We start from the raw sequence: 18,586 nt of genomic DNA on the forward strand, positions 1-18,586 counted from the left end.
CCTAGTTCAAATTATGAAAAAGAATATCATTCTAGCCGCTGTTTTAACCACGGTTTTAGCTACTACGGCCTGCAGAAAAGAATATTTCCCGTCCACCCAAATTGATGAAACTTCGGCATTAACCAATGCCGGCGACATTGAAACGGCTACCATTGGTACCTATGCATTGTTTAAAGATCTTAATTATGTAAGAAGCGGGCATTTCCTTACCGAATTCCCTTCTGATGAGGTTGCACAAGGTCAGAATTCTTCTGATGATTTAACCAACCTTTATAAATACACACACCTCATCAACTCTTCACATGCCTCATTATTCTGGAGCCAGTCTTACAAAGCTGCCGGAGCAGCAAACAAGATTATCCAGGTAATTGATGATAATGCAACAAGCGATCTGAAACAGTTAAAAGGCGAAAACCTGTACATCAGGGCAATGATGCATTTTAATTTAGTCAGGATATTCGGTCGGCCTTATTACCAGAATTCAGGTGATAACCCGGGTATCCCGATTTTAAAAGAAGGTTTAACCGACGATCAGAAACTTACCCTTCCACGAAGTAAAGTAAAGGATGTGTATGATTTTATCATCGCAGATTTAATTAAAGCAGCTGATTTAATGACCGTTGCCAAAACCAATCCATTTGCCTCAAAAGAGGTGGCTTATGCCTTATTATCGAGAGTTTATTTATACCAGGAAAATAATCAGAAGGCCATTGAATACGCCAGTAAGGTTATATCTTCAGGCAGGTATGCGCTTTTGCAGGGTGCTGAATACCAGACGTATTTCCGTGCTGCACCCGAAGGAAATAAAGAAACGATTTTTTGTACCAGGCACATCAAAACAGAAGATAGGGGCTATTCGGCCATCGGCTCCATGTATTACAGCGGCGATGCTAATGGTGTGGCACAAAATCAGGCCTTTAGCGGTTGGGGCGAAATTTATGCGTCTAAAAAGTACTTCGATTTTCTTTCCACCAATCCGGCAGATAAAAGGCTAAGCTTCATATCTTCCTACAAAGTAAATGGCGTTGTTCAGAATAATACCAAGCTAACGCCCAACACGCCCATGCATTATATAAACAAGTATAACCTTCAGGAAGGTATTGTTAACTTGAGCTCGCCTGTTTACCTGCGCTTATCAGAAATGTATTTAAACCGTGCAGAAGCCAATGCTAAACTGAATAACGACCAGCTTGCGCTTGATGATGTAAATATAATACGTACCCGGGCAGGAATTCCGAACTATACCATTGCTTCGGTAGCGGCAGCCGGAAAAAGTATTCTGGATGTGGTATTGGAAGAAAGATGGCTTGAACATGCTTTTGAAGGACAAAGGGCGTATGACTTATTCAGGAACGGACGTTCGATGATTCGTAATTATCCGGGCACACATGCGGTAAGCGGCAATGTAAACCAAACCGTTACAGCTTTTGATAACCGGGTGGTGTCCTATATTCCTTTAACAGAGATAAACAAGAACCCGGCGCTAACCCAAAATCCTTAGTTTCAGGCACAGATAAAACTAAATTTAAACAGATGAAAAAAATTATGTTGAGCCTGCTTGCAGGTGTAGCCTTGCTCATCACTTCCTGTGATAAAGCTGATGGCATATTATTCGAAGATAAATCTACAGCGATAAAAGCAGACAAAAGTAGCTGGACGGCAACCGCAGATAGTGAAACACCCGATGGATTGGAAAACACAGGCAAAGCCTCGGCTGTACTGGATAATAACCTGGCGACCTACTGGCATACCGATTATTCAGTAAGTAATCCTGATTATCCGCATTGGATTTTAATCGATATGAAAAAGGATTATAAACTAGTTACGGTGGTGGTAACCAACAGGCAGGGTGCTACACCGAATAAATCGGGCATGAAAAAATTCAGTCTTCAGGGCAGTAGCAACGGAACCACTTTTTCCAACCTCGGTACCTTTAATTTCGCCATAACAAATGATCCGCAAAGTTTTCCGGTATCATCTGCATCAGCTTATCGATATTTAAAATTAACCGCCCTGGAGAGTCAAACCGGAACAACAAAACATACTTTCCTGGCTGAAATAGATGTTTTTACGGTTAAATAATCCACTAACTTCGATCATTCGTGATCCGATAGCTATCAGATGGCGAGTGATTGATTAAAGTAAATAAGGAAGTCTTTTAAGATAATCTAAAGGAACTCTCACAACCAAAATAGAAATTAAAAAACCATATTAACCGGCTTTCAAAAGTTTAAGGCCGCTTAATTATAAAATTTAAAAACAGAAAAATGGAACGCAGAGCATTTATTAAAAACAGTACCATAACAGCTGCAGGGATTACGATTTTACCCAGCGGAAGTTTATTTGCCTCAAGTGATACCGCAAAAGTAAGGCTAGGTTACATTGGCGTTGGCGCCCGTGGAATGAGCCATATTTCTGAAGGTACACTTCGTGATGATGTAGAGATTGTAGCCATTTGTGATACGCAGGAACGCTCCTTAAAAATCTGCAGGTCTTTTATTGCAAAAAAGGGCAGGCCGGCAGCTGTTGAATACACCGGCGGAACGGATGCCTACAAAAAATTACTGGAAAGAAAAGATATTGATGCCGTTATCATTGCAACACCATGGCAGTTTCATAAAGACCAGGCTATTGATGCCATGAAAGCTGGGAAATATGTGGGTTGCGAAGTTATCGCCGGACTTACCGTACAGGATCATTGGGATATTGTAAATACCTCTGAAAAAACAGGCATGCCTTACATGACCCTGGAGAATGTTTGTTACCGCAGGGATGTAATGGCCGCCTTAAACATGGTGCGGCAGGGTGTTTTCGGAGAACTGGTGCACCTGGAAGGTGGCTATCAGCATAACCTTCGGAATGTATTGTTTAACAATGGTAAAGATTATTATGGTGGCGGTGTTGAATATGGGCCGAATGCACTAAGTGAAGCGCAATGGCGGACGCAATTTAATATTGACCGGGATGGCGATTTATATCCTACACATGGGGCTGGACCCATTATGCAGTATGCAAATATTAACAGGGGAAACCGCTTTACCAATCTGGTGTCTTTCAGTTCAAAAGCCCGTGGCCTGGCAGCCTACGTAGAAGATATGGCGCCCGGGCATCCGAATGCGAAGCTTAATTACAAAAACGGTGATGTAACCACTACGTTAATTAATTGTGCAAATGGCGAAACCGTGCTTTTAAGTCACGATACACATCTGCCGAGGCCTTATTCTATCGGGTTCAGGGTACAGGGAACGGACGGCATCTGGATGGATGTAAATAAATCTATTTATATAGAAAAAGATTCCAAAGGTGATGATAAATGGCAACCTGTTAAAGAGTGGTTTGAAAAATACGACCACCCGCTTTGGAAAAAATACGAAAAAGAAGCCGTAGGTGCAGGACACGGTGGTATGGATTGGTTTGTGTTCAATGGCTTTATCCAGGCGGTAAAACAGAAAAAACAAACGCCGATTGATGTTTATGATTCTGTAACCATGAGTGTTATTGCTCCACTTTCAACCAAATCACTTAAAGAAGGTAATATGCCTCAAAAGTTTCCTGATTTTACGAAAGATAAATGGAAAGAAAGAAAAAATGTTTTTGCAATTGATGATAGTGGGTTTTAAAATACCAGGTTCGTTAACTGATAGCCCCTGTTGATCCTATTTTCAGGAATGATGTGGAATATTTATTCGAAGCGCAAGACCAGTAGTGCTTGGTTGGCTTCGGTCCCGCTTTTGCTGCAAGTCCTCACTGCGTTCCGGGCTTTACGCTACAATCGGGGCTATGTTACACAGTTTGCTGCTTTTCGGTTGCTTTTTTTTGTGTACTGCCCCTTGTTTCTAAGCCCGATGGGAGCGGCATCCTTTTTGGGTAAAATATGGTTTAATTTTACCGGAAACTTCCCAAAAAGATACAGCGAACAAGCGGGGCTGCCGGCCGCCACAGGCAATGTACTTACGCTTTCTAAAAAAAATGGTAATTAAGATTAGGAATTAAATATCCTGCAATAAAAAATAAATAAATGATTGAAAAAGTGTTGAAAGCCTACGGACTGGATGATATAAAATGTGATGTTAAACCTTTCGGGAATGGTTTAATTAATAAAACCTGGAAAGTTTCCAGTAGTGATGCACAATATATTTTACAAAAAGTAAACACCAAAGTATTCCGGTTTCCTGAACGTATTGCGGAAAATACACTAATGCTGAAGAACTACCTGGATAGCGTTGCACCGCAATATTTATTTATTGCGCCATTAAGAACAATAACAGGCGATGTAATATTGGAAGATGGCGAATCTGTTTACAGGCTTTTTCCTTTTATTGCCGACTCGTATACCATTGATACGGTTACCGAAGCAGACCAGGCCTACCATGCGGCTAAACAATTTGGAAAATTCAGCAGGGTACTTGAAGCTTTTAATCCGGATGGCTTGAATGTTACAATTCCCGATTTTCATAACCTTACGCTGCGGACAGCACAATTTTTTGAAGCTTTAAAAAATGCTAGTCAACAGCGGTTGAAAACAGCAGATTGGGCAATAGATGTTGTGAAAAAATGTTTATGGATCGCAAAGCGATTTGATGAACTTATCGCAGGAAATGGTTTGAAGACCAGGGTAATACATCATGATACTAAAATAAATAATGTGCTTTTAAACATTAATAATGGTTTTGGTATAGGTGTTATCGATTTAGATACTGTAATGCCGGGCTATTTTATCAGTGATGTTGGGGATATGATGCGAACCTATTTATCGCCTGTAAATGAAGAAGAAACCTCGTTTGATAAAATTACCGTTCGTTCGGACATATTTTTAGCAATATATAAAGGCTATATGGAAGAAATGCACCGAAGTTTAACGAATACCGAAAAAGGACTGTTCATTTACAGCGGACAATTTATGATATACATGCAGGCACTCCGGTTCTTAACGGATTACCTGAATGGTGATATTTATTACCCGGTTGCCCATGCCGAACATAACCTTATGCGGGCGAAGAATCAGCTTGTTTTATTGATGGAATACACGAAATCTTCGGCAAATTTTGAAAAAATTATTAAAAATTATGAGCTTAGCGCCACCCTAACCCTCCCCAAAGGAGAGGGGGCTGCTTTTTGAAAATTTCTTGTTGTTTCCCTAAGCACAGTCTTGCCTCGGCTGGCCGCCGAATGGCTCTTACCTTTTTCTTGATAAAAAGGAACAAAACCGAGCATTTTCTGCGAGCTCATGAATGCGATTAAAAGCAATATAAACAAAGGAATAAATCAAGACTTGGACCTCTGATGTCGTATAAATTCGTTAAAGCTTTATTTTCGGCAACACAAGCCCCACGATGAAAAATCGGGGAGGACACGCTACCACGGTCAGTGGTGGTTAGAAAGAATTTGCAAAAACTTTAACGTCCTGAGCGTAGTCGAAGAGTCTCCTTCCGTCATTTCCTATGCCGGATAGCAGGGTGCTTAAGGACTTGATGTATATGCCTGCTGCTTTTTTCGGAAGACACTCATACATCCAGATCCCCTCCTTATTTCAAGGAGGGGCCGGGAGTGTTTTTTGCTGTTAACTATCGTTTGGTGTCTCACCAACCAGTAAAAAACGTTTATTAATTCGCCATCGGATAACGGTACTTAATTTTCCCGCTATTTCGCGGCTCGTAAATTACGAACCGGAACAACAAATTAAATCGTCCGTCCAGGGTATTGTTGTAAAGCAATTTCCAAACAATCCATTGCTTTATTTAAATCTTCGGTGTTTAAAACATAAGCCATACGCACTTCATTTTTACCAGAACCCGGTGTCGAATAAAATCCGGTTGCAGGCGCCATCATAACCGTTTGGTTTTTATGGCTAAAATCTTCTAAAATCCATTGGCAGAATTTATCCGCATCGTCAATCGGGAATTTGGCAACCACGTAAAACGCACCACCCGGATTCGGACAGAAAACACCATCTATATTATTTAAACGTCCAACTAAAGTGTCCCTGCGTAAAGTATATTCTGTATTTACTTTTTCAAAATAGGCATCAGGTGTATCAACGGCTGCAGCTCCGGCAATTTGTTCAACCATTCCCGGACTCAATCTGGCTTGCGCAAACTTTAATCCCGAAGCGATAACCTCTTTGTTTTTCGTAATTAAACAGCCTAAACGGGCGCCGCAAGCACTGTAACGTTTAGAAACCGTGTCCATAATTACAACATTTTCATCCAGTCCGTCTAAATGCATCGGCGAAATAAATTCCCGGCCATCGTAGCAAAACTCGCGGTAAGCTTCATCAGAAAACAAAAACAAATCGTATTTGACACAAAGCGTTTTTAAAGCTTCCAGTTCTGCTCTCGAATATAAATAGCCTGTAGGATTATTAGGATTGCATATAATAATTGCTTTTGTTTTATCGGTTATTAACTTTTCAAATTCGGCGATAGGGGGAAGCGCAAAACCATTTTCTATATAAGATAAGATAGGTTTTACAACGACATTACTCATGCAGGCAAAGCCGTTATAATTTGCATAAAAAGGCTCAGGAATAATAATTTCATCGCCCTCGTTAACACAAGTTTGCATGGCGATGGTTATGGCTTCAGAACCGCCAACCGTTACCAGTATATTTTCGGGCTTAATATTATAGCCTAGTTTATTGTAATATTCAGTCAGTTTTTCACGGTAAGCCAGCGTACCTTCTGAGGGTGTATAGGCCCAAACGTTAAAATCAATGTTTTTAATCGCATTTAACATGCCTTCAGGGGTTTCAATATCCGGCTGACCTATATTTAAATGAAAAACTTTTTTACCGTCTCTTTTTGCTTTATCTGCAAATGGGGTTAACTTTCTGATTGGTGATGCAGGCATCTGCAAACCTTTTTGTGAAATTTTTGGCATGGTGCAAAAATAAAAAAGTCCCGGTGAAAACCGGGACTTTTTAAATATTATCGTTTAAAAAATTACTTAGATGCCGAAGCAACAGTTTCACCTTTAATATAAAGTACTTTTACAGGTGTTTTAGCATTTGATGTTACCGTTACTGTTTTTGTAAAAGGTTGTGGAGCACCTGCAGCACTGAACGTTACTGAAATAGTACCTGTTTCGCCTTTTTTCAAAGGAACGGTTGTGTATTTCGGTACTGTACAACCACAACTTGCTTCTGCTTTTGTAATAATTAGTGGCTCCTCGCCAATGTTGGTGTATTTAAAATCATAAGTTACAGGTTTGTTGACTGTAATTTTACCAAAATCATGTGTTTCAGCTTCAAATTTAAATTCAGCAGGCTTAGTTTGTGCATTTGCCATCAAGCCAAAACCCATTACAAAGGTTAATAATACTAAGATCTTTTTCATATTTATGTATTGAAATCGTTTTTAAATTTACTAAAACAAATTTAATATTTATATATAGAAACAAAAACTATTCCAAATATTTTTTACTAATCCATATATAATTTTACAATTGATGATAAAGGCAAACTTTTAATTTTCCATATATTTGCCGCAACCAATATTTGATTGCGATGCAGAATGAAAAATTGATTACCAACTCTATTGATACTTCTGAACTAAGTTTTAATGATTTTAAATCTATTGTTATAAATGATTATAAAATAGCTTATGAGAGTAGGCAGGCCAGTATTTTAGGTCGCAGGGAAGTGTTAACCGGGAAGGCGAAATTTGGTATTTTCGGCGACGGAAAGGAAGTTCCTCAAATCGCGATGGCCAAAGCCTTTAAAAATGGCGATTGGCGCTCTGGCTATTACCGCGATCAAACTTTTGCATTTGCAGCCGGAATATCTACAATTAAGGAATTTTTTGCTCAATTGTATGCAAATCCTACCGAAGGCGCTGATCCTTTTTCAGGTGGCCGACAAATGAATTGCCATTTCGCAACTAAATCGGTTAATGAAGATGGCAGCTGGAATGATTTAACTCAAATTAAAAATGTTTCTTCAGATATATCGCCTACAGGAGGCCAAATGGCACGCCTCGTTGGTTTAGCTTATGCATCAAAATTATTCAGAAATAATAAAGAACTTGATTACCTAAAACATTTTTCTGTTCATGGAAACGAAGTTGCCTTTGGTACAATTGGCAATGCTTCAACATCAGAAGGTGTGTTTTTTGAGGCAATAAATGCTGCAGGTGTTTTACAAATCCCTATGGCAGTTTCCATTTGGGATGATGCCTACGGCATATCGGTTCCCGCAAAATATCAAACAACAAAAGAAGATATTTCTGAAGTTTTAAAGGGTTTTCAACGGGATGAAAAAAATCCCGGATATGAAATTTATAAAGTTAAAGGCTGGGATTACCCTGCATTGTGCGAGGTTTACGAAAAAGCGATAAATATTTGTCGTGAGGAACATGTGCCCGTGCTGATTCACGTTACCGAACTTACCCAGCCACAAGGCCATAGCACCTCAGGTTCTCATGAAAGGTATAAATCAAAAGATAGGCTAAGCTGGGAAAATGAGCACGATTGTATTGCAAAAATGCGCGAGTGGATGCTGGAATCGGCAATTGTATCTGATGAAGAACTTGCAGAATTGGAGAAAACAGCCAAAATTTTTGTTCGTAATGCACAAAAGGAAGCCTGGAACGAGTTTTTAGACAGTATGAAACCTGAGCAAAAGTTCGTGGTAGATTACATTTCAGCAATGGTTAAAAGCCAGCCTGAGCTTGCAAAAATTTCTTCCCAATTGGCTGCTACCGCAGATGCACAACGACGGGAAATTTTTGTAGCTGCCCGCAAAGCGATTAGATTGTCTGCCGGAAAACCTTCGGCAGAACGCGAAGCTTTGGTAAACTGGTATAAAAGTCAGGACAAATTAAACTATAACAGGTACAATTCGAAACTCCACACCAATGGCAGTGAAAGTCCTGATAAAATAACTATTGTAGATGCAGTTTATGATGAACTGTCGAAAATGGTCGATGGACGTGAAGTGCTGAATGCATGCTTTAATGAAAATTTTGCCCGTGATCCTCGATTAGTTGCTTTTGGTGAAGATTTAGGAAATATCGGGGATGTAAATCAGGGTTTTGCCGGCTTACAAACCAAATATGGCGAATTAAGGGTAACAGATACCGGCATTCGTGAAATGACCATTATGGGTCAGGGTATTGGCCTGGCGATGCGTGGTTTAAAACCAATTGCAGAAATTCAATACCTGGATTATCTGATATTTGCCTTAAATGTTTTGAGTGATGATCTGGCCTCGCTATCTTACCGTACAAAAGGCATACAAAAAGCGCCGGTAATCGTAAGAACCAGAGGTCATCGTTTGGAGGGTATCTGGCATTCCGGATCGCCAATAAGTATGATTCTTGGTTCGCTAAGGGGTTTGCATTTATGTGTGCCAAGAAATATGACCCAGGCTGCAGGCATGTACAATACCCTTTTCCGGGCTGATGAACCTGCAGTAGTTATCGAATGTCTTAACGGTTATCGTTTAAAGGAAAAGTTACCAAATAACGTCGGCGAATTTACAGTACCATTAGGAAAGGCAGAAGTTCTGGAAGAAGGAACTGATATTACTGTGGTTTCTTATGGTTCGACCTTAAGGATTGTGCAAGAGGCCGCAGAGGAGTTGGCTGCAATGGGTATTTCTGTTGAAATAATAGATCCTCAAACGCTTTTACCTTTCGATAAAACAAATGTTTGTGCTGCATCACTAAAAAAAACAAATAAACTTTTAGTGGTCGATGAAGATGTTCCGGGTGGTGCTTCTGCTTATATTCTTCAACAGATTTTAGAAGGCCAGAAAGGTTATTTTCATTTAGACGGACAGCCACAAACATTATCGGCAAAGGCACACAGACCACCTTTCGGTTCAGATGGCGATTATTTCAGCAAACCATCAGTTGATGATGTAATAGAAACCGTTTACCAGATGATGCATGATTCAAACCCGGCGAAATATCCTGCTATTTTTTAAAGCAAGCGTTAATTGATTCAGAGGGGCAGATGTGTATTTGCAACTGCCCGCTGTAAATTACAGGTTTGAATTTGACTTGAAATGATCTGATTTCACACGAATCAAATAAAAGCGGCTGTATCATAAATATGAAATGTTATCCTGAGCGAGCTTGCATTGAGCGAAGTCTATTGAAGGACAAATTTTTGTTTTAATTATCAAAAGTTCTTCGACAGGTGCAGACAGAAATAACTTATTTCCTGTGCTTCTTTTCCCCGGTATAAAGTTTTTCGCCGGCTTTGATTTCCAATTGTAAGTCATTTTCTTCAGGAGGTACCGGGCAGCGATAACCATCACTATAGGCACAATATGGATTATAAGCTTTATTAAAATCGACCTCAATTTTATTATTTACAATTTCTTTAGAACTTAAATCGATATACCTGCCACCACCGTACGTTTCTTTATTGTTGGTTTCGTCAGTAAAGGGAAGGAAAAGTAAATCCTTGTATTGAGGATTATTTGCCAGGGCGATGCTTTTGTATAAAGTCATTGTAATTGCTTGCCCATTTAAATTGAAATTGATTTTTGCGTAGCGATAAAACTCTTTACTTGTGCCGTCATAAGTCGGCATTTTGAAAACCTTTTCGTTTTTTAAAATTTCGACATTGGCTAAAACTCTATAAGTGCTGTCCGCATCATAAAAATGAAGATTTTGTAAATCATTCTCTTTTAAAGGCGAATTTGATTCCTTTATGAAATCTTGCTTGTACCCTTCGCGATGTTTGACGATTTGCTCGGAGTAAGACTGCGCAAAAGTGTTTAAGCCGATGAGTAAAAGGAGGAAAGGGAGAAATTTCATAATTTATTTTGCATATCTGTTGTTAGTTTGAGCCTGTCTAAGACCATTAAATTGCCATCTTTTCGCCTGAAATGCAACGAAACGGAGAAATCTTTAATTTATATTTCCTACTACAAAGATTTCTCGGCTGCGCTCGAAATGACGGCCTAGTACTTACACCACGCTCACTTTATTTCTTAAAAACTGGTCTGCCAAAACTAAAGCTGCCATCGCCTCAACAATAACAACTGCTCTTGGCACAACACATGGGTCGTGACGACCTTTTCCTTTAATTTCTGAAGCCTCGCCCGCTGCATTAATCGTTTGCTGGTTATGCATAATCGTAGCAACCGGTTTAAAAGCAACTTTAAAAGTAATATCCATTCCGTTTGAAATGCCCCCCAAAATGCCACCGGCAAAATTGGTGGTCGTTTTAAAAACTTTTGAATCAGCAGCTTTTGGTTGAGGAATATCGTTATGTTGAGAACCTCTTAATTCACTTCCGGCAAACCCGGAGCCATATTCAAAGCCATGAACGGCATTAATACTCAACATTGCCTTGCCTAAATCGGCATGTAATTTATCAAAAACAGGTTCGCCCAAACCGGCCGGGCAACCTTTAATTACACAGCCAATTTTACCGCCAACGGTATCGCCGTCTTTTCTTACTGAGTCAATAAATTCAATCATTTCATGCGCAGTTGCCGGATCGGCACAACGAACGATGTTTTCTTCCCTGATATTGAGCAATGCGGACAAATCATTGCTTTCTAAATTCGGTGCTTCAATGGTTCCAACCGATGTAACGTGAGCGAAAATCTCTATACCTTGTTGCTTTAAGAATAATTTGGCAATGGCACCTGCGGCTACACGGGCAGCCGTTTCACGAGCCGACGAACGGCCGCCACCGCGATGGTCGCGGATGCCGTATTTTGCATCATAAACGTAATCCGCATGGCTCGGGCGATATACATCAACGTTGTGTCCGTAATCTTTCGAACGCTGGTCTTCATTTGGAATTAACAAGGCAATCGGTGTTCCGGTGCTTTTACCCTCAAAAATGCCCGACAAAATCTGAACGGTGTCGCTCTCTTTTCTTTGCGTGGTAATTTTCGACTGACCTGGTTTACGCTTATCCAATTCTGATTGAATAAAATCCAGGTCGATAGCCAATTGCGCCGGGCAGCCATCAATAATTACCCCTATAGCTACGCCATGAGATTCGCCAAAGGTCGTGATACGAAATAGTTGTCCGAATGAGTTGCCTGCCATTTTTATTTTAGATTGATGATTTTGGATTTACGATTTTTTGAGTTGTTTTTCACCTTGATACTCGATACTTACTACTTGATACTAACTACTTGCTACTTGATACTAACATCAAACCCTGCCTTTTTCAAATCTTCCCAAAAATAAGGATAAGATTTTTCGACCACCTGCATTTCTTCAATTTCAACTTCGTTGATTAATAAGGCAAGCGGCGCAAAGGCCATAGCCATACGGTGGTCCTCGTAAGTAGCGATCGTAATTTTTTCCGGAAAATAAAGTTCATCTGTATTCAGTGTGTAAACCAAATTATCTTCGGTTAGCGTTACGCCAATTTTAGCAAGTTCATTTTGAAGCGCAGCAATACGGTCAGTTTCCTTTATTTTCAAGGTTTCCAGACCAGTAAAAGCCATGTTTTTACCTAATGCAGCTGCAATTACAATAACGGTTTGCGCTAAATCAGGACAAGTTTTTAAGTCTAAAACCTGATTGGATTCTAAAGACAGACCTAAATTGCTGATTGAAATTCCTTTGTCAGTTTTTTCTGTTGCAATTCCGAAAATTTTCATGATTTTCTGGATTTGGCTATCGCCCTGTAAACTTTTCTCTTTTAATGCAGGTAAACTGATTTCAGCTTCTTCAGCCAGGGCTGCAATGCTGTACCAATAAGACGCAGCGCTCCAATCAGGCTCAACAACTAATGTTGCTGCTTTAAAAGCTTGTGGTTTTATAGAAATTGAATTTCCTTTCCAGGAATGTTCGATACCTACTTCAGCCAGCATATCCAAAGTCATATCTACATAGGGCTTTGAGGTTAGTTCGCCCTCAATTTCTAAAGTTAAACCCTGAGGCAGGACGGGGGCAATCATCAGCAATGCTGAAATGTACTGACTGCTTACATCGCCTTTAATTTTAACTTCAGCTGTTTTCTGATTTAACGGGCCAGTAATATTCAACGGAGGAAATCCATCATTTTCTGCATAAGAGATAACTGCACCAATGGTTTTCAAAGCCTCAGCTAAAATACCGATCGGGCGTTGTTTCATTCGTTCGGTTCCGGTTAACAGAAAATTACCATTTTTTGCAGAAAGATAAGCAGAAAGAAAACGCATCGCCGTGCCCGCAGGTCCAACATCAACCGTTGTCGATTCCTGAATTCCGACTTCCGATTCTTCTTCCAGATTATTTAAAATACCATTTAGTGTAACCGTATCGGCAGCATTTGACAGGTTTTCTACTTTAACTAATTTATTGCTTAAAGCGCTTATAATCAAAGCTCTGTTACATTCGCTTTTCGATCCTGTTAACTGGATTTCCGTGTTAATATTCCTGGTTCCTTTAAAAGAAACTAAGGCATTTTTTGACATTTTATTCTGGTTTTATGCTCAATGAGTCGTCTTTAAATGTTCGTCATGTTGAGCCTGTCGAAACACTTTTAAATAGTTCGTCGACAAGCTCAGAATGACAATTCGTAAGATACAACGCCATTATATTTTATAAATCATTACTGTATGAGCAGTTGTTAAAAAGCTATCATTTTAAGATTGCTTCGTGCCTCGCAATGACGTGGTACTTTTGCTTTCGGTTTTCGTTTTTCGCTTTGCTCTTTAAGCTTTAGTCTTTCGGCTTTAAGCTTTCACTTCAGTATGTTGCTCAGCAGCAATTCCTTTTTCAGCTTTGCCTGCATTCATAATCTCCGTTTGTTTACGGATAGATTCACCGTGCATCAATTCTAAGAATTTTTCTGTGAAGTTTAAATCTAACTTTAAAGCTTTTGCGAAAGCATGACCTTTTTTAATGATGGCGTCCCAACGGTTAACCTGTAAAATCGTTACCTGATTATCACGTTTGAATTCGCCGATTTTTTCAACGATGGCCATACGCTCGCCTAATTTTTGCAATAAAACATCATCAATTTTATCGATTGATTTACGTAAATCAGCTAGTTTATCAGCGAAAGCTTCGTTTGGTGCCTCTGGCTCACGAACAGTTAATCGGTCTACCAATTCTGCCAATGCAGCTGGTGTAACTTGTTGTTTGGCATCTGTCCATGCAACTGATGGGTCAACATGCGATTCAATCATTAAGCCTTGCATATCTAAATCCAAAGCTTTTTGAGAAATGTAAGGGATCAACTCACGGTTACCGCAAATATGGCTTGGATCGTTGATGATTGGCAATTCAGGGCATAAAGTTTTTAATTGAATAGCCAGTTCCCACATGGGTTCGTTACGGAAAGAACTTTTTTCGAACGAAGAGAAACCGCGGTGAATCGCACCAATTTTAGTAATTCCGGCACCGTTAATACGCTCGATAGCGCCAATCCACAATTGTAAATCAGGGTTTACCGGGTTTTTAATTAATACCGGAACATCATGGCCTTTTAATGCATCAGCAATTTCCTGAACAGTAAATGGATTTACAGTAGAACGTGCACCAATCCAAAGGATATCTACACCGGCTGCCAAAGCCTCTTCAACGTGTTTTGCATTTGCAACTTCAACAGCGGTAGGTAAACCCGTTTCTGCTTTTGCACGCTTTAACCACTCTAAACCGATACTTCCGATACCCTCAAATTCTCCCGGACGCGTACGTGGTTTCCAGATACCAGCCCTTAAAACCGATACTTTACCGGTAGCAGCCAATAAATGTGCTGTTATTAATAATTGCTCTTCAGTTTCTGCACTGCATGGTCCAGAGATAATTAATGGTTCGTTGTTAACGTTTAACCAGGTGTTTAAAGGTTGGATGTTTAAATTAAGTTTCATGATTTATGGCTTGTAATATTTTATAATTCGATTGTTTAATTGCTTTATTGTTGCTGATTCGTAATTCTAAAATCGTAGTTTCTCTATACTTTATCATTCTTTAAATATTCTCCGAGAATGTTGAAATTCGAGGTGTACTTTAAGGCTTTCCTAACGGCCTTGTCATACCTTTCTGTGCTTGGCCATTCTAAGTCGACGTAAAAATAATATTCGTTTCGTTTACCCAGTACCGGCATAGATTGTATTTTTGTTAAGCTTACATCCTGCTCTGCGAAGATATTCAGCACTGTTGCCAGTGAGCCAGCTTTGTGCCCAACCTGAAAACAGATTGATGCTTTGTTTATTTTTTTACCCTCATCAGTTTTGTCTTTTTTAAGGATGAGGAAACGGGTATAGTTTTTCTTGTTTGATTCTACCCGGCGTTCTAATATATTTAGCCCGTAAAGTTCTGCAGCTAAGTTATTAGCGATGGCCATGGTATCCGTTAGTTTTTCCTCCTGGATGCGTTTTGCACAAGCGGCGGTATCGTTACTTTCCACAATCTTGATATGAGGGTAATCGTAAAAGAAATCGATGCATTGACGGATGGCAATAGGGTGGGAGGTTACAATTTTGATGTCCTCGAATTTCACACCCGGCAACGCCATTAAGTGCAATTGAATTGGCAAATATACCTCGCCAACTACTGAGAAGCCATAATCGCGGATTAACGTGTAGTTTGGTAATAAGCTACCTGCGATGGAGTTTTCGATGGCCATTACAACGAAGTCGGCTTCATTTTTCTCCAGCTTGTCGCAGGTTTCTTTAAATGAGTTACACTCTACAGTTTCGATGTTTTTACCAAAGAACTTGTAGGCTGCCTCTTCATGAAAAGATGCTTTAATACCTTGAATTGCTACTCTTTTTGTCGTTTCCATTTTTGCGTAAAACAAAAAAGTCCCGGCTGTTTGCCGGGACTTTTTTATACATTTTAATATTGTTATATATCTTTTTGCATATTAGCCCCGGCTCTCACTAAAATAGTAAAAGTAACCAAAGTAATATGTGTTGAATAATTTCATTTTTGTTTTTGAATGAGCCAAATGTAATAACAAAATTTAATTTGTCAATAGGAAAATGAAAATAATTTTAATAAAACTTAATTTTTCTTGATTTAGACCGTTTTTGAGATGGGTATGAAATGTGGTTTCAATTGTTATTGGAGGCTGTCGATGATAAACACTTTTTTGAGATTTGCAGGTATGCTCCTAGTATCCCCCGCGGGCGGGGGAATTAAAGGGGGTGGTTTTTTTAAGTATGCATTATTCTTAGCTAAAAAATCCTCCCCCTTGCCCCCTCAAGAGGGGGATAGCATGGTGCAGAACCTCTCGATTTTCAAAAAAACTCTAAACAAAAACGGTCTGTAAAATACAGACCGTGATTTATGATTTATGATTTTTTATTTCGCCATATAACCCACGATTTAAATCGTGGGTTATATGACTAAAGCTATCCCGTTGAGCTCAGCTCTCGTTGCTGGTCATTAAAACCCTTAACCTTATTGTTCTCTTTAGTCTGCTTTTCTAATTCTTCAGCCTCGCGTAACTCTTGTTGCATTAGCTTTGCAATTTTGGTGCTGCCATCGTGGCTCCAGCCCGGCGGATTAAGAATGTATCTCACCTTATCCATAAAAGTTGGGGCTTTTTTAACATCGGCAGTAAGGGCAATAAACTCATGGAAAATAATGTTAACCGGACCGGTATCTTTAGGTTGTGTTGTTAAGCCATATTTAATTTCATCTTCAGGTAATTCAGCCTGAAAAGTTCCAAACCATCTGTCCCAGAGAATTAAAACCATACCCATATTTTTATCGAGGTAGCGCACATTACTGGCATGGTGAACGCGGTGGTGCGATGGTGTTACGAAAACATATTCGTACCATTTCGGGAAGTTGATTTTATATTGCGTATGAACCAGGTTACCGTAAATCTGTGTAACCAGATAAGCAAAAAGTATATCCATCGCCGTGAAACCCATAAATGCCAAAGGCAAATAAAAGAACACACGATATAAAGGCTCGAAAACAGTAGAACGGAAACCCGTTGTTAAATTGAAATATTCTGATGAGTGGTGGGTAACATGCATGGCCCAGAAAAAGCGAACATAATGACCAACCGTATGCAGAAACCAATACAGGAAATCCTGCGCTAAAATCAAAACCAACCAATAAATCCAGACATTCGAGATTTGAAAAAGACGGAACTGATAGCAGTACTCCAGCAAAAAGAATGTTGCTGTTTTCATCCCCAGATTAATGATCACCGCCGCAGTCATTAAATAGATGTTCGTCCAGGTATCGCGTTTGGTGTATAATTTTTTGTCGTGTGCATAGCTGAAATACATTTCAACCAGGGTTAAAACGATTACAAAGCCAAATAACCCGCCGACAGAAATATCACTTCCGGTAAATTTCATTTTACAAACTGTTATAATAATCCAAACTGCTTAAAATATCGGCTGTACTTACACGGCAGTTAAACGTGCATTTGCCTGTCGTTTCTAAAAGAGAGAATAAAATATTACCATCCTCATTCTTTTTATCGCTTTGCATTAACGTTAAAAGCGTTTCGAAACTTTCTTTTTTAATATGGTATTTTGGATATAACGATAAAATATAATCGCTGATATCTTTCAGTTCTTCTTTCGTTAAACCGCTGTTTTTGATGGATAAGGCGGCCTCGCAAACAAAACCAATGGCAATCGCCTCACCATGTGTTAATGGATTTTCATCATTTGCTAAAGAATAACTTTCTACAGCATGACCAATCGTGTGACCGAAATTTAAAATCTTGCGCAGATTTTTTTCATGTGGGTCGATGGTTACCACTTCATTCTTAATCTCAACTGAGCGGTAAATATCTTCAGCAGATGGCCTTAGATAATCAGTAGTTTTTAATTTTTCGTAGTAGTCCTTATCGTAAATTAAACCATGTTTTATCATTTCGGCAAAGCCTGATAAAAGTTCACGCTGTGGCAGGGTTTTTAAGAATTCAGTTTCAATAAAAACCATTTGCGGAAGCGTAAAAGTACCCACCATGTTTTTAACATTATCGATATCAATCCCTGTCTTACCGCCAACCGAGGCATCAACCTGCGAAAGCAGGGTAGTTGGAACATTAATGAAATCGATACCGCGTTTATAAGTTGAAGCGATAAAACCGCCCATATCCGTAATCACTCCACCGCCTAAATTTATCATTAAACTTTTACGGTCGGCCTCAAAATCCAAAAGCGTTTTCCAGATGCCGATACAAAAATCGATATTTTTGTTTTCTTCTCCGGCAGAGGTTTCAATTAAATCGAAATCAGCAAAATCATCCAGCATTGATTGAAAAACCGGTAAACAGATTTCGCTGGTATGTTCATCAGCAAGAATAAAAACATTGCTGTATTTATTGCTTTCTAAAAGGTTTTTTAAGGCATCTAAATTGCTTTCGAAATAAAGCGAATGGCCTGCGCTTGTTAAGGTTTCCATTATATTACTTCGATTTTATCCTGTCCAAAAGTGATGATGTCGCCAACCCTGACTTTATAGCGTTTGCGAAATTCTACTTCTCCGTTGCATTTAACCAGGCCATCCATTACGGCAGCCTGGGCATCGCCACCTGTTCCAACCAAACCGGTTGCCTTCAGCAACTGGATTAATGGGATAAATTCGCCTTCTAATTTAAATTGTATCATTTTGCTGCAAAAATACGATTATTTCGAGGTTTTACGTTCGTAGAATGGATGCTTTTTATAATTTTGCATCCGTCTGACTTATTAAAC

General features: G+C 39.4%; 15 protein-coding genes. 5 read left to right on the forward strand and 10 right to left on the reverse strand.

Translation table 11 applies throughout. The annotated features are described in order from the left end of the window. Positions 1 to 13 precede the first annotated feature (13 nt). The 4 genes from O0931_RS03965 to O0931_RS03980 all read left to right on the forward strand — a co-directional run bounded on the left by O0931_RS03965 (position 14) and on the right by O0931_RS03980 (position 5,119). Positions 14 to 1,501 (forward strand): RagB/SusD family nutrient uptake outer membrane protein, encoded by a 1,488-nt coding sequence (locus O0931_RS03965; protein WP_269414249.1) that lies wholly within the window; start codon positions 14 to 16, stop codon positions 1,499 to 1,501. 32 nt (positions 1,502 to 1,533) lie between these two features. Beyond that, positions 1,534 to 2,082, forward strand: coding sequence for a discoidin domain-containing protein (locus O0931_RS03970; protein ID WP_269414250.1), 549 nt, complete (start codon positions 1,534 to 1,536; stop codon positions 2,080 to 2,082). Between the two features lie 185 nt (positions 2,083 to 2,267). Then, on the forward strand, positions 2,268 to 3,620 hold the full coding sequence (locus O0931_RS03975) for a Gfo/Idh/MocA family protein (RefSeq protein WP_269414251.1): 1,353 nt from the start codon (positions 2,268 to 2,270) through the stop codon (positions 3,618 to 3,620). A gap of 398 nt (positions 3,621 to 4,018) precedes the next feature. After that, the gene (locus tag O0931_RS03980; protein ID WP_269414252.1) at positions 4,019 to 5,119 is read left to right on the forward strand and encodes a phosphotransferase enzyme family protein; all 1,101 of its coding nucleotides are present in this window, start codon (positions 4,019 to 4,021) and stop codon (positions 5,117 to 5,119) included. Between the two features lie 560 nt (positions 5,120 to 5,679). Here O0931_RS03980 and O0931_RS03985 read toward each other — a convergent pair. Together O0931_RS03985 and O0931_RS03990 are read right to left on the reverse strand one after the other, a co-directional pair. After that, positions 5,680 to 6,879 carry a pyridoxal phosphate-dependent aminotransferase gene (locus tag O0931_RS03985; RefSeq protein ID WP_269414253.1) on the reverse strand — a complete coding sequence of 400 codons (1,200 nt, stop codon included), beginning with the start codon at positions 6,877 to 6,879 and terminating at the stop codon, positions 5,680 to 5,682. A gap of 62 nt (positions 6,880 to 6,941) precedes the next feature. Beyond that, the gene (locus O0931_RS03990) at positions 6,942 to 7,334 is read right to left on the reverse strand and encodes a DUF1573 domain-containing protein (protein WP_269414254.1); all 393 of its coding nucleotides are present in this window, start codon (positions 7,332 to 7,334) and stop codon (positions 6,942 to 6,944) included. A 170-nt stretch (positions 7,335 to 7,504) separates the two neighbouring features. Here O0931_RS03990 and O0931_RS03995 point away from each other — a divergent pair, with 170 nt between their 5' ends. Beyond that, the gene (locus tag O0931_RS03995; protein ID WP_269414255.1) at positions 7,505 to 9,925 is read left to right on the forward strand and encodes an alpha-ketoacid dehydrogenase subunit alpha/beta; all 2,421 of its coding nucleotides are present in this window, start codon (positions 7,505 to 7,507) and stop codon (positions 9,923 to 9,925) included. A 232-nt stretch (positions 9,926 to 10,157) separates the two neighbouring features. Here the strand turns inward: O0931_RS03995 and O0931_RS04000 are convergent, their stop codons facing one another. From O0931_RS04000 to O0931_RS04035, 8 genes are all read right to left on the reverse strand, one after another. Then, positions 10,158 to 10,766, reverse strand: a complete 609-nt coding sequence (locus O0931_RS04000) for a DUF1684 domain-containing protein (protein WP_269414256.1) — start codon at positions 10,764 to 10,766, stop codon at positions 10,158 to 10,160. A 153-nt stretch (positions 10,767 to 10,919) separates the two neighbouring features. Beyond that, complete coding sequence (gene aroC, locus O0931_RS04005; protein ID WP_269414257.1) at positions 10,920 to 12,017, reverse strand: chorismate synthase; 1,098 nt, start codon at positions 12,015 to 12,017, stop codon at positions 10,920 to 10,922. 92 nt (positions 12,018 to 12,109) lie between these two features. Beyond that, on the reverse strand, positions 12,110 to 13,378 hold the full coding sequence (gene aroA / locus O0931_RS04010) for a 3-phosphoshikimate 1-carboxyvinyltransferase (RefSeq protein ID WP_269414258.1): 1,269 nt from the start codon (positions 13,376 to 13,378) through the stop codon (positions 12,110 to 12,112). 261 nt (positions 13,379 to 13,639) lie between these two features. After that, a complete protein-coding gene (locus tag O0931_RS04015; protein WP_269414259.1) occupies positions 13,640 to 14,779 on the reverse strand; it encodes a chorismate mutase in 1,140 nt (379 codons plus the stop codon). Positions 14,780 to 14,862: 83 nt separating this feature from the next. Further along, on the reverse strand, positions 14,863 to 15,696 hold the full coding sequence (locus tag O0931_RS04020; protein ID WP_269414260.1) for a prephenate dehydratase: 834 nt from the start codon (positions 15,694 to 15,696) through the stop codon (positions 14,863 to 14,865). A gap of 571 nt (positions 15,697 to 16,267) precedes the next feature. Then, a complete protein-coding gene (locus O0931_RS04025; RefSeq protein WP_269414261.1) occupies positions 16,268 to 17,233 on the reverse strand; it encodes a sterol desaturase family protein in 966 nt (321 codons plus the stop codon). Position 17,234: 1 nt separating this feature from the next. Further along, the gene (gene aroB / locus O0931_RS04030) at positions 17,235 to 18,293 is read right to left on the reverse strand and encodes a 3-dehydroquinate synthase (RefSeq protein WP_269414262.1); all 1,059 of its coding nucleotides are present in this window, start codon (positions 18,291 to 18,293) and stop codon (positions 17,235 to 17,237) included. After that, positions 18,293 to 18,499 carry an RNA-binding S4 domain-containing protein gene (locus O0931_RS04035; protein WP_123205727.1) on the reverse strand — a complete coding sequence of 69 codons (207 nt, stop codon included), beginning with the start codon at positions 18,497 to 18,499 and terminating at the stop codon, positions 18,293 to 18,295. The genes aroB and O0931_RS04035 overlap by 1 nt, the downstream gene beginning before the upstream one ends. Positions 18,500 to 18,586: the final 87 nt, after the last annotated feature.

The sequence above is a fragment of the Pedobacter rhodius genome, assembly GCF_027213645.1.
GTDB lineage: Bacteria > Bacteroidota > Bacteroidia > Sphingobacteriales > Sphingobacteriaceae > Pedobacter > Pedobacter rhodius.